The organism is Burkholderia sp. 8Y, from assembly GCF_902506145.1.
Lineage (GTDB): Bacteria > Pseudomonadota > Gammaproteobacteria > Burkholderiales > Burkholderiaceae > Caballeronia.
Map to the genome: position 1 here is coordinate 205025 of NZ_LR733520.1, position 21937 is coordinate 226961.

19 protein-coding genes are annotated in these 21937 nt (G+C 64.3%); 8 read left to right on the plus strand and 11 right to left on the minus strand.

The genetic code is table 11. The features are described from left to right. Positions 1–74: 74 nt before the first annotated feature. The 5 genes from secF to queA all read right to left on the minus strand — a co-directional run bounded on the left by secF (position 75) and on the right by queA (position 6035). Positions 75–1025: a protein translocase subunit SecF gene (gene secF / locus GV035_RS11625; RefSeq protein ID WP_159835257.1), complete on the minus strand. Its 951-nt coding sequence runs from the start codon at positions 1023–1025 to the stop codon at positions 75–77. 26 nt (positions 1026–1051) lie between these two features. After that, positions 1052–3124 carry a protein translocase subunit SecD gene (secD, locus tag GV035_RS11630; RefSeq protein ID WP_159835258.1) on the minus strand — a complete coding sequence of 691 codons (2073 nt, stop codon included), beginning with the start codon at positions 3122–3124 and terminating at the stop codon, positions 1052–1054. 131 nt (positions 3125–3255) lie between these two features. Further along, the gene (gene yajC, locus GV035_RS11635) at positions 3256–3585 is read right to left on the minus strand and encodes a preprotein translocase subunit YajC (RefSeq protein ID WP_159835259.1); all 330 of its coding nucleotides are present in this window, start codon (positions 3583–3585) and stop codon (positions 3256–3258) included. 195 nt (positions 3586–3780) lie between these two features. Beyond that, positions 3781–4941, minus strand: coding sequence for a tRNA guanosine(34) transglycosylase Tgt (tgt, locus tag GV035_RS11640; RefSeq protein ID WP_159835260.1), 1161 nt, complete (start codon positions 4939–4941; stop codon positions 3781–3783). Between the two features lie 50 nt (positions 4942–4991). After that, on the minus strand, positions 4992–6035 hold the full coding sequence (gene queA / locus GV035_RS11645) for a tRNA preQ1(34) S-adenosylmethionine ribosyltransferase-isomerase QueA (RefSeq protein WP_159835261.1): 1044 nt from the start codon (positions 6033–6035) through the stop codon (positions 4992–4994). 99 nt (positions 6036–6134) lie between these two features. Here queA and recG point away from each other — a divergent pair, with 99 nt between their 5' ends. The 8 genes from recG to GV035_RS11685 all read left to right on the plus strand — a co-directional run bounded on the left by recG (position 6135) and on the right by GV035_RS11685 (position 14576). After that, positions 6135–8342, plus strand: coding sequence for an ATP-dependent DNA helicase RecG (gene recG, locus GV035_RS11650; RefSeq protein WP_159835262.1), 2208 nt, complete (start codon positions 6135–6137; stop codon positions 8340–8342). 139 nt (positions 8343–8481) lie between these two features. Continuing rightward, positions 8482–9441 carry a hydrogen peroxide-inducible genes activator gene (locus tag GV035_RS11655; protein ID WP_159835263.1) on the plus strand — a complete coding sequence of 320 codons (960 nt, stop codon included), beginning with the start codon at positions 8482–8484 and terminating at the stop codon, positions 9439–9441. Between the two features lie 201 nt (positions 9442–9642). Continuing rightward, the gene (locus tag GV035_RS11660; RefSeq protein WP_159835264.1) at positions 9643–10014 is read left to right on the plus strand and encodes a DUF805 domain-containing protein; all 372 of its coding nucleotides are present in this window, start codon (positions 9643–9645) and stop codon (positions 10012–10014) included. Positions 10015–10316: 302 nt separating this feature from the next. Next, on the plus strand, positions 10317–11807 hold the full coding sequence (locus tag GV035_RS11665; protein WP_159835265.1) for a catalase: 1491 nt from the start codon (positions 10317–10319) through the stop codon (positions 11805–11807). A gap of 50 nt (positions 11808–11857) precedes the next feature. Continuing rightward, positions 11858–12022: a hypothetical protein gene (locus tag GV035_RS11670; RefSeq protein ID WP_159835266.1), complete on the plus strand. Its 165-nt coding sequence runs from the start codon at positions 11858–11860 to the stop codon at positions 12020–12022. Positions 12023–12177: 155 nt separating this feature from the next. Next, on the plus strand, positions 12178–12666 hold the full coding sequence (locus GV035_RS11675; protein WP_159835267.1) for a Dps family protein: 489 nt from the start codon (positions 12178–12180) through the stop codon (positions 12664–12666). A gap of 116 nt (positions 12667–12782) precedes the next feature. Continuing rightward, positions 12783–13643 carry a 4-hydroxybenzoate octaprenyltransferase gene (gene ubiA, locus GV035_RS11680; RefSeq protein ID WP_159835268.1) on the plus strand — a complete coding sequence of 287 codons (861 nt, stop codon included), beginning with the start codon at positions 12783–12785 and terminating at the stop codon, positions 13641–13643. Between the two features lie 114 nt (positions 13644–13757). Beyond that, positions 13758–14576, plus strand: a complete 819-nt coding sequence (locus GV035_RS11685; RefSeq protein ID WP_159835269.1) for an FkbM family methyltransferase — start codon at positions 13758–13760, stop codon at positions 14574–14576. Between the two features lie 39 nt (positions 14577–14615). Here GV035_RS11685 and proC read toward each other — a convergent pair whose 3' ends face one another. The 6 genes from proC to GV035_RS11715 form a co-directional block, all read right to left on the minus strand. Beyond that, entirely contained in the window at positions 14616–15428 is an 813-nt protein-coding gene (proC, locus tag GV035_RS11690; RefSeq protein ID WP_159835270.1) for a pyrroline-5-carboxylate reductase, read from the minus strand. Positions 15429–15441: 13 nt separating this feature from the next. Then, positions 15442–16137, minus strand: coding sequence for a YggS family pyridoxal phosphate-dependent enzyme (locus GV035_RS11695; RefSeq protein ID WP_159835271.1), 696 nt, complete (start codon positions 16135–16137; stop codon positions 15442–15444). Positions 16138–16182: 45 nt separating this feature from the next. Continuing rightward, entirely contained in the window at positions 16183–17409 is a 1227-nt protein-coding gene (glcF, locus tag GV035_RS11700) for a glycolate oxidase subunit GlcF (RefSeq protein WP_159835272.1), read from the minus strand. A 19-nt stretch (positions 17410–17428) separates the two neighbouring features. After that, on the minus strand, positions 17429–18517 hold the full coding sequence (gene glcE / locus GV035_RS11705; protein ID WP_159835273.1) for a glycolate oxidase subunit GlcE: 1089 nt from the start codon (positions 18515–18517) through the stop codon (positions 17429–17431). A gap of 132 nt (positions 18518–18649) precedes the next feature. Then, positions 18650–20212, minus strand: a complete 1563-nt coding sequence (locus GV035_RS11710) for an FAD-linked oxidase C-terminal domain-containing protein (protein WP_236572586.1) — start codon at positions 20210–20212, stop codon at positions 18650–18652. Between the two features lie 122 nt (positions 20213–20334). After that, positions 20335–21750 (minus strand): FAD-binding oxidoreductase, encoded by a 1416-nt coding sequence (locus GV035_RS11715; protein WP_159835274.1) that lies wholly within the window; start codon positions 21748–21750, stop codon positions 20335–20337. Positions 21751–21937: the final 187 nt, after the last annotated feature.

Here is a 21937-nt window from a genome sequence, read left to right on the forward strand (position 1 = left end):
AGCGCATCGCGCAAGAGAAATGAAAAGGGCCGGTCATCGAGACCGGCCCTTTGCTTTTGCGCGTTAAAGGAGCGTTAAACCTGAGCGCCCGCGTTCGGGTCGTTCGGATCGTACTTGTCCTTCTTGTCCTTCATCAGATCTTCGCGCTTGACGCCGAACCACATGGCGAGCGCGGCGGCCACGAACACCGACGAGTAGATACCGAACAGAATACCCACGGTCAGCGCGAGCGCGAAGTAATGCAGCGTCGGACCGCCGAAGAAGAACATCGAGAGCACCATCATTTCGGTACAGCCGTGCGTGATGATGGTTCGCGACATCGTGCTCGTGATCGCGTGGTTGATGACTTCGATCACCGTCATCTTGCGCTGCTTGCGGAATGTCTCGCGAATCCGGTCGAAGATAACGACCGACTCGTTCACCGAATAGCCGAGCACCGCGAGAATCGCCGCTAGCACCGAGAGCGAGAACTCCCACTGGAAGTAGGCGAAGAAGCCGAGAATAATCACCACGTCGTGCAGGTTGGCGATGATGCCCGCCACCGCGTACTTCCATTCGAAGCGAAACGACAGATAGATCACGATGCCGATCACCACGCACGCCAGCGCCGCCAGCCCGTTGGTGACGAGTTCCTTGCCGACCTGCGGCCCGACGAACTCGACGCGCTGCAAGGTCACTTGCGCGTCGTTCGACTTGAGTGCGCTCATCACCTGATCGCTCTGCTGCGCTGACGTGAGTCCTTGCTTGAGCGGCAGGCGGATCAGCACGTCGCGCGAGGTGCCGAAGTTTTGCACCTGGGCGTCGCCGTAACCGAGCTTCGCCAGCGTGCCGCGCACCGGTTCGAGCGGCACGGCCTGCGGATACTGCACTTCGATGACCGTGCCGCCGGTGAACTCCACCGACAGATGCAGCCCGCGATGCACGAGGAAAAAGACAGCCGCGAGGAACGTGATGAGCGAGATGGCGTTGAAGATCAACGCGCGCTGCATCAGCGGCAAGTCGCGGCGAATGCGGAAGAATTCCATGTTTTGTTTCTCCGGGGCTCAGGGCTTCAGTGAGACTGGCCCGGTTTCTGTTGATCGATGCCGGGGCCCGAGCGGCGGCGCACGGTCGGCTTGCCGGTGCGAGCGGCCGTCTGAGCGGTTCCGCGCGGCGCGGCGGGAGCGCGCGTCTTGCCTTGGCTGCGGGCGGCAGGAACAACTTCCTCGACGACCGCTTCGTCGCCGCGCTGCGCCGCGAGATAAGCCGCGGCGGCGGATTCGGCGCTCGCGCCTTCCGGACGCCACACTTGCCCGATAGCCAGCGACTTCAGCTTCTTCTTGCCGCCGTACCACAGATTCACGAGGCCGCGCGAGAAGAACACGGCCGAGAACATCGACGTCAGAATGCCGATACAGTGCACGACCGCGAAGCCGCGCACCGGGCCGGAGCCGAACGCGAGCAGCGCAAGACCGGCGATCAGCGTGGTGACGTTCGAATCGAGAATCGTCGCCCAGGCGTGCTTGAAGCCTTCCTGAATCGCGGTCTGCGGCGGCGCGCCGTTACGGAGTTCTTCGCGGATACGCTCGTTGATCAGCACGTTCGCGTCGATCGCCATACCGAGCGCGAGCGCGATAGCGGCGATGCCCGGCAGCGTCAGCGTAGCCTGCAGCATCGAAAGAATCGCGACGAGCAAGAGCAGGTTCACCGACAGCGAGAGCATGGAGATCAGGCCGAACAGCATGTAGTACACGACCATGAAGACGGCGATCGCGGCGAAACCGTACGTGACCGAATCGAAGCCCTTCTTGATGTTGTCCGCGCCAAGGCTCGGTCCGACCGTGCGTTCCTCGATGATGTCCATCGGCGCCGCGAGCGAGCCGGCGCGCAGGAGCAGCGCGAGGTCGGTGGCGGCTTGCGGCGTGGGCTGGCCGGTGATCTGGAAGCGGTCGCCGAGTTCGGACTGGATGGTCGCGACCGTCAGCACTTCGCCCTTGCCCTTTTCGAAGAGCACCATGGCCATCGGCTTGCCGATGTTGTCGCGCGAGACCGCGCCCACCGCGCGCCCGCCGGCCGAGTCGAGACGGATGTTCACGGACGGACGCTGGTGATCGTCGAAGCCCGCGGAGGCGTCGATGATGCGGTCGCCGGTGAAGATGACCTGCTTGCGCAGGAAAACGGTGCGGTCGCCCTGCTTGAAGGCTTCGTCGCCGGGAGGAACGGGATCGTTCGGGCCAGAAGCGTACGTGTTGACCGGATCGGCAAGGCGCGCTTCGAGCGTCGCCGTGCGGCCGATGATGTCCTTCGCCTTCGCCGTATCCTGCACGCCCGGCAGTTCGACCACGATGCGGTCCGAGCCTTGTTGCTGGATCACCGGCTCCGCGACGCCGAGTTCGTTCACCCGGTTATGCAGCGTCGTTATGTTCTGCTTGAGCGCGCCGTCTTCCACGGTCCGCTGCGTGCCCGCCGAAAACATGCCGACCACCTGAACGCCGTCGCCGCCCTGACGCGTCGTCCATTGAAGCTCGGCGACGCCAGTGGAAAGCAGCGTGCGCGCATTGTCCGCGACCGCCTGATCCGAGAAATTCACGACGACTGATTGCCCCACGCGATTCACGCCGCCATCGCGAATGTTGCGATCGCGCAGGTAAGTGCGCGCGTCGGCGGCGTCCGAATCCAGCTTCTTGTTCAGCGCGCCGGCCATGTCCACCTGAAGCAGGAAGTGCACGCCGCCGCGCAGATCGAGACCGAGATACATCGGCAGCGCGTGCAGGGCCGTCAGCCAGCGCGGCGAGGCGCTTTGCAGGTTCAGCGCGACGATGTAGGCCGGGTCGGTCGGGTCGCTGTTGAGCGATTTCGTCAACAGATCCTTCACGCGCAACTGCGTGTCGGTGTCCTTCAGGCGCACGCGGATGTTCCCGTTGGTCTGCGAATTGTCGAACGTGACTTCGTCGGCCGTGATGTGGCTCGCGGCGAGCGCGCCTTCCACATTGGCGAGCGTGGATGAATCCAGCTTGACGGTCGCCTTGCCGCTCGACACCTGCACGGCGGGCGCTTCGCCGAAGAAATTGGGGAGCGTGTACACGAGGCCGATGACGAGCGCCACCAGCATCACGACATACTTCCAAAGGGGATAACGATTCATGGGGATGGCCGAACAGAAAGTTGGCTTCGGGGGAGAGCGCGTCCGGCGTTATGCGCGACGAGCCGGTTGAGTGACTCGTTTGACTCGGAGGACTCGGAGCGAGGCCGCGCCGGACGCGAAAGAATCTGGCCTTACAGCGACTTGATGGTGCCCTTGGGGAGAATAGTCGTGACGGAAGCCTTTTGCACCGTGATTTCCGTGCCTTCGGCGATTTCAACGCCGACATACGCTTCGGACACCTTCGTCACCTTGCCGACGATACCGCCGTTGGTCACCACTTCGTCGCCCTTGGCCATGGCGGCCAGCATGTTGCGATGCTCCTTCTGCCGCTTCATCTGCGGACGGATCATGATGAAGTACAGCACCGCGAACATCAGGATCAGGGGCAGGAAGCTCATCAGGCTCGATTCCGCGCTGCCTGCGGTGGCGCCTTGTGCAAAGGCATTGGAAATGAACGACACGTTGGTCTCTCCGTTATACGTCGAAATGGCGATTCAAAAAACAGGCTCAGAAATTAGCCCGACATTCTACCACCCGCCCATGTCGGCAAGCCGCCGGAATGCGCTTTGGCATCAAGCCGTTAGGCCCGCGCGAGCGGTTTTGGCGAGCGATAGAAAGGCAATTGTAATGCCGGCCGCGCCGCAGCCGGCGAAGGCTTAGTCGACCCCGCGCGCCCGGTTCTCCGCGAACGTCTTGCGAAACGCGTCGAAGGTGTGATTCTCGATCGACTCGCGCACTTCGCCGATCAATTGCAGGTAGTAATGCAGGTTGTGAATCGTGTTGAGTTGCGCGCCGAGAATTTCGCCCACGCGATGCAAGTGATGCAGGTACGCGCGCGTGAAATGGCGGCAGGTGTAGCAGCCGCAGCTTTCGTCGAGCGGTTTCGTCGAATTCTTGTGCGTCGCGTTCTTGATCTTGAGGTCGCCGAAGCGCGTGAAAAGCCAGCCGTTGCGCGCATTGCGCGTGGGCATCACGCAGTCGAACATGTCGACGCCCGCCGCCACGCCCGCCACGAGATCTTCCGGCGTGCCGACGCCCATCAGGTAATGCGGCTTGTCGGCAGGCAGTTTCGGACCGATGTGGTTCAGCACCCGCATCATGTCTTCCTTCGGCTCGCCGACCGACAGCCCGCCGATGGCGAAGCCGTGAAAGCCGATGTCCGACAGCCCCGCGAGCGATTCGTCGCGCAGGTCTTCGAACATGCCGCCCTGCACGATGCCGAAGAGCGCATTCGGGTTGCCGAGCCGCGTGAATTCGTCGATGGAACGCTTCGCCCAGCGCATCGACATTCGCATGGAGTCGGCGGCGTCGTTGTGCGAAGTGGGCACGCCGTTGGTCGCGTAGGGCGTGCATTCGTCGAACTGCATGACGATGTCCGAATTCAGCACTTTTTGGATTTGCATCGACACTTCGGGCGACAGGAACAGCCGGTCGCCGTTGATCGGCGAGGCGAACGTGACGCCATCTTCGGTGATCTTGCGCAGATCGCCGAGCGAAAAGACCTGAAAACCGCCGGAATCGGTGAGGATCGGCCGGTTCCAGCCCATGAAGCGATGCAGGCCGCCGTGCGCGCCGATCGTCTCCAGCCCGGGCCGCAGCCACAGGTGAAACGTGTTGCCGAGAATGATCTGCGCGCGAATTTCTTCAAGCTCGCGCGGCTGGATCGCCTTCACGGTGCCGTATGTGCCTACCGGCATGAATATCGGCGTTTCGATGACGCCGTGGTTGAGCGTGAGGCGGCCGCGGCGTGCCTGGCCGTCGGTCGTCAGCAGTTCGAACTTGAGGCCGTTGTCCGGCGGGGTGTGATTCTCGATCATGTGGATTCCTGTGCTACCGGAGAACAGTCCGGCGCGTCGGTTGAAAAAGCTTAAGCGCGCGTGAGCAGCATGGCATCGCCGTAGCTGAAGAAGCGGTAACGGGCGTCGATTGCGTGACGGTACGCCTCGCGGATCGTCTCGATGCCGGCGAACGCGGAGACGAGCATCATCAGCGTCGATTTCGGCAAGTGGAAGTTCGTCACGAGCCGGTCGACGATGCGGAATTCATAGCCCGGCGTGATGAAAATGTCGGTTTCCGCGCTCGTTGCGGCGAGCGCGCGGCCCGCCTCGCCGGCGTCGCGGGCGGCGGCTTCGAGCGCGCGCATGGAGGTCGTGCCGACGGCGATCACGCGGTTGCCGCGCGCCTTGACCGCCGCGATGCGATCCACGAGCGTCTGCGGCAGCGCGTACCACTCGCTATGCATCTTGTGCTCCGCGATGTTCTCGACGCGCACCGGCTGAAACGTGCCCGCGCCGACGTGCAGCGTGAGCGTCGCGCGTTCGACGCCGCGCGCATCCAGCCGGGCGAAGAGGGCGTCGTCGAAATGCAGGCCGGCCGTGGGCGCGGCCACCGCGCCGGGATTGGCCGCATAGACGGTCTGGTAGCGCGATTCGTCGTAGGCGTCGGCGTCGTGCTCGATATACGGCGGCAGCGGCAAGCGGCCGTATTGCTCGATGAGCGTCAGGCAATCGGCCGGAAAATGCAGCGTGTAGAACGGCTCGACGCGCTCGCCGACGCTCACGTCGAACGCATCCGCCAGCCTGATGCTGCTGCCCGCCACCGGACTCTTGCTCGCGCGAATCTGGGCGAGAGCGGTCGTCGGACCGGTGAGACGCTCGACCAGCACTTCCACGCGCCCGCCACTGGCCTTCTGGCCGAAGAACCGCGCCTTCAGGACTTTGGTATCGTTGAAGACGAGCAGATCGCCGGGCTCGATCAGGTCGGGCAGTTCGGCAAAGCGCCGGTCGGTCAGCGTGACGGGCGCCGTGCGGTTGTCCACTTCGAGCAGGCGGCTCGCGCTGCGCTCGGCGAGCGCGGTCTGCGCGATCAGCTCGGGCGGCAGATTAAAATCGAAATCGGAAAGCGTGAACATGGCTTGAAGTCGTGCGAACGAAGCTGATACCAGGCATCAAACAGCACCAGCAGGCACCAGCGCCGAACAAACCTCACATTGTACTTGCGAAGAGATTAGATGCCTTTGTCCGACCGTCGCCTGTCATCCCCGGCCGATGCGCTTGCGAGCGCCGAGCCTGGCGCCACGCTCGCGGCGGGGCCGGCGGCCAAGCGCGCCGAGAGCGCCAAGAGCGGCGACGACGCGGCGAAGAAGCCCAAGCCCGTCGTCAAGACCGCGGACAAGCTCGCGAAACTCGGCCTCAAGTCGGACATCGACCTCGTGCTGCATCTTCCGATGCGCTACGAGGACGAAACGTCGCTCACCCCGATCGCCGAACTGATCCCCGGCGACATTGCGCAGACCGAAGGCATTGTGTTCGACAACGAGATTGCCTATCGGCCGCGACGCCAGTTGCTCGTCAAGATTCAGGACGACGCCGGCGACGAACTGACGCTCCGCTTTCTGAACTTCTACGGTTCGCAGGTCAAGCAGATGGCCATCGGCACGCGTCTGCGCGTGCGCGGCGACGTGCGGGGCGGCTTCTTCGGGCTGGAAATGGTGCACCCGGCGGTGCGCCCCGTCGATGGCGATACGCCGTTGCCGCAGGCGCTCACGCCGGTCTATCCGTCGACCGCGGGCATTTCGCAAGGATATTTGCGCAAGGCCATCGACAATGCGCTCACACGCGTCTCCTTGCCCGAACTCCTGCCGGAGCCGGTCGCGCGCGCGCATCTTGCGCCGCTGAATCTGCCGGGACTCTTCGACGCCGTGAAGACGCTGCATCACCCGCGCGCGGATTCCGACGAAACCGCGCTCATCGACGGCACGCATCCGGCGTGGACGCGCATCAAGTTCGAGGAACTCCTCGCGCAGCAGCTTTCGTTGAAGCGCGCCCACGCCGAGCGCCGCACGCGCGCCGCGCCCGCCATGCCGCGCCGCGCCGCAACCGATGCCGATTCGCTCGTCACGCGCCTGCTGCGTGCGCTGCCGTTCCGGCTGACCGGCGCGCAGGAGCGCGTCGTCGCGGAGATCGCGGGCGAACTGACGCTCGCGTATCCGATGCAGCGCCTTCTGCAAGGCGATGTCGGCAGCGGCAAGACCATCGTGGCGGCGCTCGCGGCGGCGCAGGCCATCGACGCCGGTTATCAGGCCGCGCTCATGGCGCCGACTGAAATTCTCGCGGAACAGCACGCGCGCAAGCTGAGGGGCTGGCTGGAACCGCTCGGCGTGTCGGTGGCGTGGCTCGCCGGCAGTCTTAAGGCGAAGGAGAAGCGCGCCGCGTCGGAGGCGGCGGCGCTCGGCACGGCGCAACTCGTCATCGGCACCCACGCGATCATCCAGGACACGGTCGAATTCGCGCGTCTCGGCCTCGTGATCGTGGATGAGCAGCATCGCTTCGGCGTCGCGCAGCGGCTCGCGTTGCGCGCGAAGGCGCAGAAAGCCGCCGACGGCGCGCGCGACTTCCAGCCGCATCAATTGATGATGTCCGCGACGCCCATTCCCCGGACGCTGGCGATGACGTACTACGCGGATCTCGACGTGTCCACCATCGACGAATTGCCGCCGGGCCGCACGCCGATTCTGACCAAAATCGTCTCCGATGGCCGGCGCGACGAAATCATCGGCCGGGTGCGCGAGGCGGCGCTCACCGGGCGGCAGGTCTACTGGGTGTGTCCGCTGATCGAGGAAAGCGAGACCTTGCAGCTGCAGACGGCCGTCGAGACGTACGAGACGCTCGTCGCCGCGCTGCCCGAACTGCGCGTCGGGCTGGTTCACGGGCGGCTCGCGCCCGCCGAGAAAGCCGCGGTCATGGATGCGTTCACGCGCAACGACGTGCAATTGCTGGTGGCGACCACCGTGATCGAAGTCGGCGTGGACGTGCCGAATGCGTCGCTGATGGTGATCGAGCACGCGGAGCGCTTCGGCCTCGCGCAGTTGCATCAGTTGCGCGGGCGCGTGGGGCGGGGCAGCGCGGCGTCCGTCTGCGTGCTGATGTATTCCAATCCGCTGTCGCAGACGGCGCGCGCGCGCTTGCAGACGATGCGCGAAACCACCGACGGCTTCGAGATCGCGCGGCGCGATCTCGAAATACGCGGTCCCGGCGAATTCCTCGGCGCGCGTCAGTCGGGCGAGGCCATGCTGCGATTCGCGAGTCTGGAGCAGGACGGCTGGCTGATCGAGCCTGCGCGGGAGGCGGCGCAACAGATGCTCGACGCGTTCCCGGAGGCGGTCGAACGGCATCTCGCGCGGTGGCTCGGCGCACGCGAGCAGTATCTGAAGGCATAGGCGGCGAACTTGCCGGCGTTTCGTCGGTCCCTATTTGATTCGCGGGTTTTGCCAGCGCGCCGGAAATCCACATTGTCTAACCGGCGTTCGCAGGTGTATAACTCAAACCTATTGAATCCATGTCTTCCATTGGTCCCCAATGACGCTCACTGAATTGAAGTACATCGTCGCGGTGGCGCGCGAGCGGCACTTCGGCCGCGCCGCCGAGGCGTGCTTCGTCAGCCAGCCGACGCTGTCGGTGGCAATCAAGAAACTCGAAGACGAACTGAACGTGCAGATCTTCGAGCGCGGCACGAACGAGGTCAGCGTCACGCCGATCGGCGAGCAGATCGTCACGCAGGCGCAGCGCGTGCTCGAACAGACGCTCGCCATCAAGGAGATCGCCAAGCAGGGCAAGGATCCGCTGGTCGGGCCGCTGCGGCTGGGCGTGATCTACACGATCGGGCCGTATCTCCTGCCGACGCTCGTGAAGCAGATGATCAAGTCGGTCCCGCAAATGCCGCTGATGCTCCAGGAAAACTACACGCTCAAGCTGATCGAACTGCTGAAGCAGGGCGAAATCGACGTGGCGATCATGGCGCTGCCGTTTCCCGAAACGGGGCTGATGGTGCGCGCGCTGTACGACGAGCCGTTCGTCGTCGCGATGCCGTCGGGTCACGCGTGGGAGAACCGCAGCAAGATCGATCCGGACGATCTCAAGCAGGAAACCATGCTGCTGCTCGGCAGCGGTCATTGCTTCCGCGATCACGTGCTCGGCGTTTGTCCGGAACTGATGCGCTTCTCGCAGAACGCTGACGGCATTCAGAAGACCTTCGAAGGCTCGTCTTTGGAAACGATCCGGCATATGGTCGCGAGCGGCGTCGGCATCACGGTGCTGCCGCGCATGTCGGTCATGGAAGTGAAGCCTCACGCGCCGGGCATCGATTCCGGCTTGCTCAGTTACGTCGCGTTCGACGAGCCGGTGCCGGATCGGCGCGTCGTGCTCGCCTGGCGAAAGAGTTTCACGCGACTGCCAGCAATCGACGCCATTTCCGATGCCATTGCCGCGTGTGATTTGCCGGGCGTTAAAAAGCTGGATATGCCGGTGGCGGTGAATTAAGCGACTGGGTTTCGTTATCGAATCGAACCGCGTTCTCCAAAGGGACGCGGTTTTTTTTATTTGCAATTGCCGGCGACAGATGCGGTTTGTGTTTTTTGGTTGATTCCTGGCTTTGAGGATAAACATTAGTTCTATCGCGCCCTAAAATCCCGCTCCCGGGGTGGCCCGTGCGCTGCGCCTAATAACAGAACGAGGATAACAATGGGATTTTTCGAAGCAGTTCGCGTCGCTTTGATTCAGAAATTCGCTACATTCAAAGGCCGTGCGCGCCGTTCGGAGTATTGGTACTTCCAGCTTTTCGCGACAATTGTCTGGTTTTTCGGATTCCTCATCGCGCAAATGACAGGGCATTCGGCAGTCGCCTTTCCGGTCGCGTATATCCTTATTCTCGTGCTAATTCTGCCGAATCTCGCTGTCACCGTTCGACGACTGCATGACACCGACCGCTCCGGATGGTTATACCTCGTTGCGTTCGTGCCGGTCGTCGGCAATATCGTGGTGCTGGTCTGGGTGTGCTCGCGCGGCACCGAAGGCGTGAACCGCTACGGCTCCGATCCGCTCAGCAGCGTGTGACGCCCTGACGGCCCCCCGCGCCGTCCGCCTATCGAATAAATAAAATTAATCGAATGGCGTCATTCGATAGGTTTGATAAGCTCTGTTCCCAGAGAGCCGCCCGGCTCTGACACAAGATAAGAGGAACAGAGCGATGACATCCCCGGAGCCAGCCACGAACAGTACCGCTCAAGCATCGACGCCGTGGTTCGAACTGCGCGCCGTCGCGCTCGACGTCCTCGCCGCCTTCGCCCGAACCGCGTGAGCGAACAGCACCCGACGCCTCCCTCATCCCAAGCCAACTCAAAACCCGGAGCATCACGATGACGACCCAACGACTCACCACCGCCAGCGGCGCGCCCGTCGGAGACAATCAGAACTCGCAGACGGCCGGTCCGCGCGGCCCCGTGACGCTGCAGGATTTCTGGCTGATCGAGAAACTCGCGCATTTCGACCGTGAAGTGATTCCCGAGCGCCGCGTGCATGCAAAAGGTTCCGGCGCGTTCGGCACGTTGCGCGTGACGCACGATATCTCGCGCTATACGAAGGCGAAGCTCTTCTCCGAAATCGGCAAGGAAACGCCCATTTTCATGCGCTTTTCGACGGTCGCCGGCGAACGCGGCGCAGCCGACGCCGAACGCGACGTGCGCGGCTTCTCCATCAAGTTTTATACGGAAGAAGGCAACTGGGACGTGGTCGGTAATAACACGCCGGTGTTCTTCATTCGCGATCCGCTTAAGTTTCCCGACTTCATTCACACGCAAAAGCGCGATCCGTACACGAACCTGCGCAGCAATGTGGCGGCGTGGGACTTTTGGTCGCGTCACCCCGAGTCGCTGCATCAGGTGACGATTTTGATGAGCGATCGCGGCATTCCGAAGAACTATCGGCAGATGCACGGCTTCGGTTCGCACACCTTCTCGTTCATCAACGCGGATAGCGAGCGTTTTTACGTGAAGTTCCACTTCAAGTCGCAGCAGCCGCTCGAAAACTTCACGGACGCCGAAGCGGCCGCGGTGATCGCCGCCGACCGCGAAAGCGCGCAGCGCGATCTCGTGGATAACATCGACCGCGGCAACTTCCCGCGCTGGAATTTCCGCGTGCAGATCATGCCGGAAGCCGACGCGGCGACGTACCGCATCAATCCGTTCGACATCACGAAAGTTTGGCCGCATAAGGACTATCCGCTGATCGATGTCGGCGTGATCGAACTGAACCGCAACGCCCAGAACTATTTCGCGGACGTCGAGCAGTCGGCGTTCACGCCGGCGAACGTGGTGCCGGGCATCGGCTTCTCGCCGGACCGGCTGTTGCAAGGGCGCCTCTTTTCGTACGGCGACACGCAACGCTATCGGCTCGGCATCAATCACCATCAGATTCCGGTGAACGCGCCGCGCACGCCGGTGGCGAATCCGTTCCATCGCGATGGCGGGATGCGCGTCGACGGCAATCTCGGCGGGCGCGTGAACTACGAGCCGAACCGCTTCGGCGACTTCGCGCAGGATGCGAGCGTCAACGAGCCGCCGCTCGCGGCGGGCGCGGTGGACCGCTACGACCATCGCGAGGACGACGATTACTACAGCCAGCCCGGCGCGCTCTTTCGCCTGTTCGACAAAGCGCAGCGCGAGCGCCTCTTCGGCAACATCGCGCGGCACATTCATGGCGTGCCGAACGAGATCGTCACGCGGCAGATCGAGCATTTCCGCCGCGCCGATCCGGCTTATGCGCAAGGCGTCGCCGATGCGCTCGCCCGGCTCGGGCAACGGATCGACGTGAACAAGGACATCGACGAAGAAGACACGGCCGCTGTCTGAGTCCGCTGCGGCGGCGGCAACGGTCGTACGGGAAACAAGGAGAAAGGATCATGACCCAGACACTGAACATCATCGGCCAGGCGGTGGATCGCCTGGAAGCGACGAGCCGCCGGGCAACGCGCGGTGCGCGCGTCGCACTCGCATTCGGAATCGTGGCGGCGGCATACGGGCTCGTCGTCGCGAGCGCGCTGCATGGCGCGGGCGGATTCGCCTGACGCCATCTTCTGCGCCGGCGGGCGGCAAAGCCTTGCCGCACAAGGAAAGCGCCACGTTTCTAAGCTACACTGTCGGGCGCTCGAAACGCCGCACGGCGAAACAATGCGTCGCGCGCGACAGCACCACGTTCGAATCACTCTTTCACGGAGTCATCATGGCGAAGAAAGGCATTGCACCTGCCGTCAACATCGGCATCAACGACAAAGACCGCAAGCGGATCGCCGACGGCCTGTCCCGGCTGCTCGCGGACACCTACACGCTGTACCTGAAGACGCACAACTTCCACTGGAACGTCACGGGGCCGATGTTCAACACGCTGCACCTGATGTTCGAGACGCAATACACGGAACTGGCGACGGCGGTCGATTCGATCGCCGAGCGCATTCGCGCGCTGGGGGTGCATGCGCCGGGCAGCTATCGCGAGTTCGCGAAGCTCTCGTCGATTCCGGAAGCCGAAGGCGTGCCCGAAGCCGAAGACATGATTCGCCAGCTCGTCGAAGGCCAGGAAGCGGTCGTTCGCACGGCGCGCGAGATTTTCCCGGCGACGGAAGCCGCCAACGACGAACCGACCGCCGACCTGCTGACGCAGCGCATGCAGACGCACGAAAAGACCGCGTGGATGCTGCGCTCGATGCTGGCGTAAAGCGGTTTTCTCCTTCGCTTCGACAACCCGTGCGGCGGTCTGCACGGGTTTTTTGCTTTTCAAGACCGCGCGAAGGCTGGTCTAAAATAACCGATCCCACGCTTCGACCGCTTTCCATGCTCGCCCGTCTTCCGCTCTATATGCGCCTCGTGCGCCTGGACAAGCCCATCGGCAGCCTGCTGCTCTTGTGGCCGACGCTCAACGCGCTGTGGATCGCCTCCGATGGGCGCCCGTCGCCGATGCTCATTGTCATCTTCGCGATCGGCACGCTGCTGATGCGCTCGGCGGGCTGCGCGATCAACGATTACGCCGACCGCGACTTCGACCGCTACGTGAAGCGCACCGCCGAGCGGCCGATCACGTCCGGCAAGATCAAGGCGTGGGAAGCGGTGGCGCTCGCGGCGGCGCTCTCGCTCGCCGCGTTCCTGCTGATCCTGCCGCTCAACACGCGCACGAAGGAACTCTCGGTGTTCGCGCTGTTCGTCGCGGGCACGTATCCGTTTACCAAGCGATTCTTCGCGATTCCGCAGGCGTATCTGGGCATCGCGTTCGGCTTCGGCATTCCGATGGCCTTTGCCGCCGTGCAGGATCACGTGCCGGTGATCGCGTGGATCATGCTCGCGGCCAACGTATTCTGGTCGGTCGCCTACGACACGGAATACGCGATGGTCGATCGCGACGACGACATCAAGATCGGCATCCGCACATCGGCGCTCACCTTTGGCCGCTACGACGTGCTCGCCGTGATGCTGTGCTACGCGGCGACGCTCGCGGTGTACGCGGGCATTGGCGTGACGCTTCGCTTCGGCTGGCCGTACTGGCTCGGCTGGCTGGGCGCTGCCGGCTGCGCGGCGTATCACTATCGGCTTATTCGCCACCGCGAGCGCATGGCGTGCTTCGCCGCCTTCAAACACAACAACTGGCTGGGCGGCGTGTTATTCGCGGGCATCGCGCTTCAATACGCACTCGCTAACTGATGCTGCGGGCTTCGATGACTCGGCGATTTGTGACACTTCGAATGCCCGGTTTCATTGCTTAATGGCTGGGAAGCGGCCAAACTGCGCACCCGCCAATTTTTAAGCGTCTCTGTAATGCAGCTTCCGCATCGCCCGATCGCTTTCGTGCTCGCCGCTTCGAATCACGGCACGATGATCGTCAATCGACATGACCATCACACCCGGAATAACTTCTCGTTCGGTGTGGGGCAGCAGATTCTCAGTCACTCGTGTTTCGACGCCGACGAAGTCAGATTCGTGCTCGACGTCCTTTCCATGCGCCGCCGATATTTCGGAGACGGTGTCTTTGCCATCGACGGAGGCGCGAATATCGGCGTGCATTCGGTGGAATGGGCGCGTCACATGCACGGCTGGGGACGCGTGCTGAGTTTCGAGGCACAGGAAGTGGTGTATTACGCGCTGGCGGGCAATCTCGCGCTCAACAACTGCCTGAACGCGCGCGCGCGGCTCGCGGCGCTCGGCGAGTCGAGCGGCGAAATCAGTATTCCTCAACCCGATTATTTTTCGGCGGCGAGCTTCGGCAGTCTCGAACTGCGCGAGCGCGCGACGCCCGAAGCAATCGGACAGACGATCTCGTACGATCCGGACAAGTGCGTCACGGTGCCGATGGTGAGCATCGACTCATTGACGCTCGAACGTGTCGATCTCATGAAGCTCGACGTGGAAGGCATGGAACTGGACGTGCTTCAGGGCGCGAGTGAAACGATCAAACGCTGCGCGCCCGTCATGCTGGTCGAAGTGCTCAAGAACGACGAGCAAGTGATCAGGACGTTCCTCGGCGAACTGGGCTACACCGCGTTCTATTCCATCGGTCCGAACGTGCTCGCGCTCAACGAAAGCGATCCCGTGATCGCGCATATCACGCAGCGCGACAACAGGCTTTCGGTCGAATAGTCGGCGCGCGCTGCATGACGTTCTGCGTGGCGAAGGCGCTCAGGCCGCGCCGAGTTCGTCGCCCATCTCTTTCGCTCGCGCTTCCGCCGCCAGCGCCCCGCGCACGATCGCTTCCTTCACGCCGTGCGCATCGAAAGACGCGAGCGCAGCCGCCGTCGTGCCGCCCTTCGACGTCACGCGCTCGCGCAACACGCTCGCGGGTTCGTTCGACTGCGCCGCGAGTTGCGCCGCGCCCGTGAAGGTCGCGACCGCGAGCGCGCGGCCTTGCGCTTCGTCCATGCCGAGCGCGCGCGCCGCGTCCTGCATCGCTTCGATGAAATAGAACACGTAAGCCGGACCGCTGCCGGAAATGGCGGTGACGGCGTCGATCTTCGCTTCGTCGTCGAACCAGACGGTCGTGCCGACGGCTTCGAGCACTTGTGATGCAAGCGCCTTCGCTTCGTCGCTGACGCCCGGCAATGCTGCGAGCCCCGTCACGCCCATGCCGATGAGCGCGGGCGTGTTCGGCATGGTGCGTACCACTTGCGCGTAGCCGCCGAGCCACCGCGACAGGTCCGCCGCGCGGATGCCCGCCGCGATGCTGATGACCGTCTGCCGCGACAGATGCGGCGCGAGCGCCTGTGCGACGCCTTTGAGCACCTGCGGCTTCACGGCGAGCACGATTGCATCGTAGCCAGCGAGCTTCGCGTCGATGGCCGCGCCGGTGTCGATACCGAATTGTTTCGCGGTGCGCGAGCGCGCTTCGTCGTTGATGTCGATGGCGGTGATATCCGTAGGCGCGACGCCGCGCTTGATGAGACCGCCGATGAGCGCCGCGGCCATGTTGCCGCCGCCGATGAATGCGATTTTCATAGTGAGTGATGAGTCAGTGGGTGTAAGTGCGCTTGCCGAAGATCGCCGTGCCGATGCGCAAAAGCGTCGCGCCTTCGAGCACGGCGGCTTCGAGGTCGGCGGACATGCCCATCGAGAGCGTGTCGATATCGAGGCCGTCGGCGCGCAACGCATCCATCAATTCGCGAAGGCGCGCGTGCGGCGCGCGCTGGGCGTCAAGCGTGCCGGCGGGCTCGGGAATCGACATCAGGCCGCGCAGACGCAGGCCGGGCAGGGCCGCGACCGCATGCGCGAGCGCCGCCGCGTCGTGCGGCTCGACGCCGCTTTTGGACGCCTCGCCGCTCATGTTGACCTGCACGCAGACGTTGAGCGGACGCGCGCCTTCGGGACGCTGCGCCGACAGTCGCTCCGCGATCTTCAGCCGGTCGATGGAATGCACCCAGTCGAACTGTTCGGCGACGAGCTTCGTCTTGTTCGATTGCAGCGGCCCGATGAAATGCCATTCGATCTGGCTGCGCAAGTCGGCGAGCGCGGCGATCTTCGCGATGCCTTCCTGCACGTAATTTTCGCCGAACGCGCGCTGGCCGGCCTCGAAGGCGGCGCGCACGTCGTCGGCGGGGAAGGTCTTGGATACGGCGAGCAGTTTCACGGACGCCAGATCGCGCGAGGCGCTTTGTGCCGCTTGCGCGATCCGTTGGCGGACTTCTTCCAGATGTTGAGCGATGGACATGCGTAAGCGACATTCGAGGCGGATCGGGCCATTATACGAATCCGCCTAGCCGTACAGCAGATGCTCCAGAAGTTGAATCCAGTGCGTCACCGGCGTCGATGTCCCACTCTGCAAATGCGCGATGCAGCCGACGTTCGCGGACACGATCATCTGCGGCTCGGTCTTCTCCAGCCGGTCGAGCTTCTGATTGCGCAGCGCGTAAGACATCTTCGGCTGCAAAACCGAATACGTCCCTGCCGATCCGCAGCAAATGTGCGCGTCGGCGGGCAGGCGCACTTCGAGACCGAGCGCGGTCAGAAGCTGCTCGACGCGCCCGCGAATCTGCTGCCCGTGCTGCAACGTGCACGGCGGATGAAACGCGACCGTATGCACCGCGCGCCGCCGCGCGAGCGCGACGAGTTCTTCCTCGAACGCCGGCAGGATTTCGGCGAGATCGCGCGTCAGATCGACGATGCGCCGCGCCTTGTCCGCGTACTTCGGATCGTTGCGCAGCAGGTGCGCGTACTCCTTGACCGTCGCGCCGCAGCCCGACGCGTTCATCACGATCGCCTCGACGCCGCTTTCGACATACGGCCACCATGCGTCGATGTTGTTGCGCACGTCATCGAGGGCGTCGTCGTTGTAACCGAGATGCAGGCGGATCGCGCCGCAGCAGCCCGCACTCGGCGCGGTCACGATCTCGATGCCGAGCGCGTCGAACACGCGCGCCGTCGCCGTGTTGACGTTCGGCATCATCGCGGGCTGCACGCAGCCGGCGAGCATGAGCATCTTGCGCGCGTGCTTGCGCGTGGGCGGCGCGAGCGGCTTTTCGGGCACCGGAATCTTGGCGCGCAGCTTGCGCGGAAGAATGCCGCGCACTTGCTGCCCGAGCTTCATCGCGGGCGTGAAGAGCGTGCTGTTCGGCAGGAAGCTCGCAAGAAAGCGGCGCTGGATACGCTGGCGCATCGGCCGCTCGACTTTCTGTTCGACGACCTTGCGCCCGATCTCGACGAGCTTGCCGTACTGCACGCCGGAGGGGCACGTCGTCTCGCAGTTGCGGCACGTGAGGCACCGGTCCAGATGCGTCTGCGTGCTGCGCGTGGGGGGCGCGCCCTCGAACATCTGCTTCATCAGATAGATGCGTCCGCGCGGCCCGTCGAGTTCGTCGCCGAGCAACTGATACGTCGGGCAGGTCGCCGTGCAGAAGCCGCAGTGGACGCACTTGCGCAGAATCGCGTCGGCTTCGTCGCCATCGGCGGTACCGCGTATGAAATCGGCGAGATTGGTTTGCATGGCGCGTTGCTCGGTTCGGCTAGAAATCGGGATAAAGCCGTGCGCGGTTGAAGATGCGCGCCGGATCGAACGCGGCCTTCAACCCGCGATGAATCTTCATGAGCGGCGCGGGCAGCGGCGTGAACACGCCCGCGTTGCGGTCGTAGGCGGAGCCCGCGCGAAAGATCGTCGCGTGGCCGCCGGCCTGCTTCGCGCTGATGCGCACCGTCTGCGGATCGGTGTCGGTGATCCACCAGCGTTGTGCGCCGCCCCATTCCATGAGCTGCGCGCCCGGGAGATGCAGCGGCTCCGCAATCGATGGCAGCGCGAGCCGCCAGAGCGCCGAGCGCGGTTCGATGACCGCGAAGAACGGGTCCGTCTGTTCGCGCAGGCCGATCCAGAAGCGGTCGGCTTCGACCGCATCCACCACTTCGCCGCCGAGCGTATTGCGCGCGGTCTTGACGGCCGCTTCGGCGCCCGCGAGACGCAGCGCCAGCGTGCCGTCGCGCCACGCGCTGCCGCTGATCGGCAACGGATGGCCGCCCCATTCGTTGAGCTTGCGCACGCCGTCGGTGGCGTGCATGTCGAACTTGAGCGTGGCTTCGGCGACCGGGCGCGGCAGCACCTTCACCGACAATTCCAGAATGAGCCCCAGCGTGCCGAGCGATCCCGCGAGGAGCCGCGAGACGTCGTAGCCCGCGACGTTCTTCACCACTTGCCCGCCGAAGTGGAGCACTTGCCCGCGCCCGTTCATCACGACCGCACCGAGCACGAAGTCGCGCGGCGCGCCGGTCCACGCGCGGCGCGGTCCGGCGAGACCTGCCGCGATGCAGCCGCCAAGCGTCGCATTGCGGCCGAAGTGGGGAGGCTCGAAGGGCAGCATCTGGCCATGTTCTCTCAACGCAGCCTCGATTTCAGCAAGAGGCGTTCCGCTTTTCGCGGTAATGACCAGTTCCGCCGGATCGTACGAAATGATCCCGCGGTAGGCGCGCGTGTCGAGTATGTCTCCCTGGAGCGTCTGGCCGTACCAGTCTTTCGTGCCGCCGCCGCGAATGCGCAGCGGCGCGCCGGTCTCGCTGGCCCGGGCGATCCGCTCCGACCAGGCGGCGACGATGTCGTCCTGTTCCATGGTGTCCCGCTCTTGTATTCGGCTTTTCGTATGGCTTGCGCTACGCCTGTCCGGTCGATTGTACCGGCCGCTTAACCCAGCCGTACCCGGACAAACGTGGATAGCGCAACGCGCCGCGAACGCGGCGGCCGGTCAGAAGCGCGGCAGTTCGGGATGCGGCAGGAGGCCCCCGCGAATGTGCATCTTGCCGTACTCCGCGCAGCGGGCGCGCGTGGGAATGCCCTTGTCCGGATTGAGCAGGCCGGGCGGATCGAACGCGCGTTTGACTGCATGAAACGCGTCGCGCTCTTCGGGCGAAAACTGCACGCACATCGAATTGATCTTCTCGATGCCCACGCCATGCTCGCCCGTCACCGTGCCGCCCAGTTCTACGCACGTTTCCAGAATGTCGGAGCCGAACGCTTCGGCGCGATGCCATTCGTCGAGATCGTTGCCGTTGAAGAGAATCAGCGGATGCATGTTGCCGTCGCCCGCATGGAACACGTTGATGCAGCGAAGCGCGTACTTCTTCTCCATCTCTTCGATGCGCGCGAGCAGCGGCCCGATGGCGCGGCGCGGCACCGTGCCGTCCATGCAGTAGTAGTCGGGCGAAATGCGGCCCGCCGCCGGAAACGCGTTCTTGCGGCCGGACCAGAACTTGAGCCGCTCGGATTCCGAGCGCGAAATCTGGATGCGCGTCGCGCCGTGCTCACGCAGCACGGCGGTCATGCGGACGATTTCCTCGGCGACTTCATCGTACGTGCCGTCGGATTCGCACAAGAGAATCGCGGCCGCGTCGAGGTCGTAGCCCGCGTTGACGAATTCTTCGACGGCGCGCGTCGCGGGCTTGTCCATCATTTCGAGGCCGGCCGGGATAATGCCCGCCGCGATGATCGCCGCGACTGCGTTGCCGCCGCTCACCACGTCGTCGAAGCTCGCCATGATGACTTGCGCGGTCTGCGGCTTCGGAATCAGCTTGACGGTGACTTCGGTGACGACGGCGAACATGCCCTCGCTGCCGATCAGCACCGCGAGCAAGTCGAGCCCCGGCGCATCCGGCGCGAGCGAGCCGAATTCCACGATGTCGCCTTCCATCGTCACCGCGCGCACGCGCAGCACGTTATGCACGGTGAGGCCATATTTCAGGCAGTGCACGCCGCCCGAATTCTCGGAGACGTTGCCGCCGATGGTGCACGCGATCTGCGACGACGGGTCAGGCGCGTAGTAGAGCCCATAAGGCGCGGCGGCTTCCGAGATGGCGAGATTGCGCACGCCGGGCTGCACGGTGGCCGTGCGCGCGTACGAATCCACCTCGATGATCCGCCGGAAGCGCGCGAGCGACAGCACGATGCCGTTGCGGATCGGCATCGCGCCGCCGGACAGCCCAGTGCCGGCGCCGCGCGGCACGATCGGCACGCCGAGCCGCGCGCAGATCTGCACGACGCGCTGCACCTGCGCTTCGGTTTCGGGCAGCACGACCGCGAGCGGCAGACGCCGGTAGGCGGAGAGCCCGTCGCATTCGTAGACGGACGTGTCCTCGTCGCGAAACAGCAGGCAATGCGTGGGCAGCACGGCCATCAGCGCCTGCACGACTTCGCGCTGACGCTCGGCGAGTTGCGCTTCCGTGAGCGCGGGCGCGTCCTCGTGCGGCAGATTCGGCGAAATATCCGGCCCGGCGGCGGAAAACTCGGGCTTGAGTTCGTCGGGTGCGTTCATGTCTCCTCCCGGCGCCTGAACATGACGGCGCGTATTCGATGAATGTCTCTGACGCGGCGACACCCCATGTTGCGCGCTCGTGGCTTCTTCGTCCACCGGGCGCGGCGGGTGCGCCGGTTCATTTACCGCGTGAACGCGAAGATCTTGCCCGGATTCATCAGGTTCTTCGGATCGAGCGCGTGCTTGATGGCGCGCATCACGTCGATGCCGTCCTCGCCGTGCTCATCGAGCATGAAATCCATCTTGTGCAGCCCGACGCCGTGCTCGCCCGTGCACGTCCCGCCGACTTCCAGCGCGCGCTCGACGATGCGCCGGTTCAGGCGCTCCGCCTCTTCGCGTTCCTCCGGTTTCGCGGGATCGAGCAGCATGGCGACATGGAAGTTGCCGTCGCCGACATGCCCGACGATCGGGCAGGGCAGCGACGAGCCGCGCAGATCCTTCTCCGTCTCTTCGACACACTCGGCCAGACGCGAGATCGGCACGCAGACATCGGTCGTCACGGCGCGGCAGCCGGGCTTCAGTTGCAGCATCGCGAAATACGCGTTGTGGCGCGCGGTCCACAGGCGGCTGCGGTCTTCCGGACGCGTCGCCCATTCGAAGTCCGTGCCGTGGTTCTCCGCGGTGATGTCCTGCACGGTCTGCGCCTGTTCCTTCACGCCCGCCTCGGTGCCGTGGAATTCGAAGAACAGCATCGGCGATTCGCGCAATGTCAGGTTCGAATGGCGATTGATTGCGCGCACCGCGAGCGTATCGACGAATTCGACGCGCGCAATCGGCACGCCCATCTGAATCGTTTCGATGACGGCGCGCACGGCGTCGCCCATCGACGGAAACGCGCAGACGGCCGCCGAAATCGCTTCGGGCTGCGGATAGAGCCGCACCGTGATTTCCGTGATGACGCCGAGCGTGCCTTCGGAGCCGACGAAAAGCCGCGTCAGGTCGTAACCGGCCGACGACTTGCGCGCGCGCGTGCCGGTCTTGATGACGCGGCCATCGGCCAGCACGACGGTGAGCGCGAGGACGTTTTCGCGCATCGAGCCGTAGCGCACGGCGTTGGTGCCCGAGGCGCGCGTCGCCGACATGCCGCCGATGCTGGCGTCCGCGCCGGGATCGATCGGAAAGAAGAGGCCCGTGTCCTTCAGTGCTTCGTTCAACTGTTTGCGCGAAATGCCGGGCTGGACGGTGGCGGTCAGGTCTTCGGCGTTGATCGAGACGACGCTGTTCATCTCCGAAAGATCGATGGACACGCCGCCTTGCACCGCAAGCAGATGCCCTTCGAGCGACGATCCGTTGCCGTAGGGGATGATCGGCACGTCGTGCTCGGCGCACAGCCTGACGATGGCCTGCACGTCTTCGGTGCTGCGCGCGAAGACGACGGCGTCGGGCAATTGCGGATCGAACGGCGATTCGTCGCGGCCGTGATGTTCGCGCACGGCCTGGCTCGTGCTGACGCGGTCGGCGAACGCGTGCTTGAGCGCGTCGAGCAGGGCGGCGGGAAACGGCCGGCGGATGGCATTCGGCAAGGCGGGGTGGTTCACGGGCGTCTCCGGCGAGATTCTTGTGTTGTGTTCTGGCTTCGGGCCGCGCCGGGCGGGCAGCATGGCGGGGCGGCGGGGCGCCGAAAGGGCTGTCTCATTTTACGCGCTGGACGGGCTTGCCGCGCGGGGGCGGGGTTAATAGGGAGGGCGCGGAGCCGCTGCCTATAATGCTTCGACGGCTTTTCGG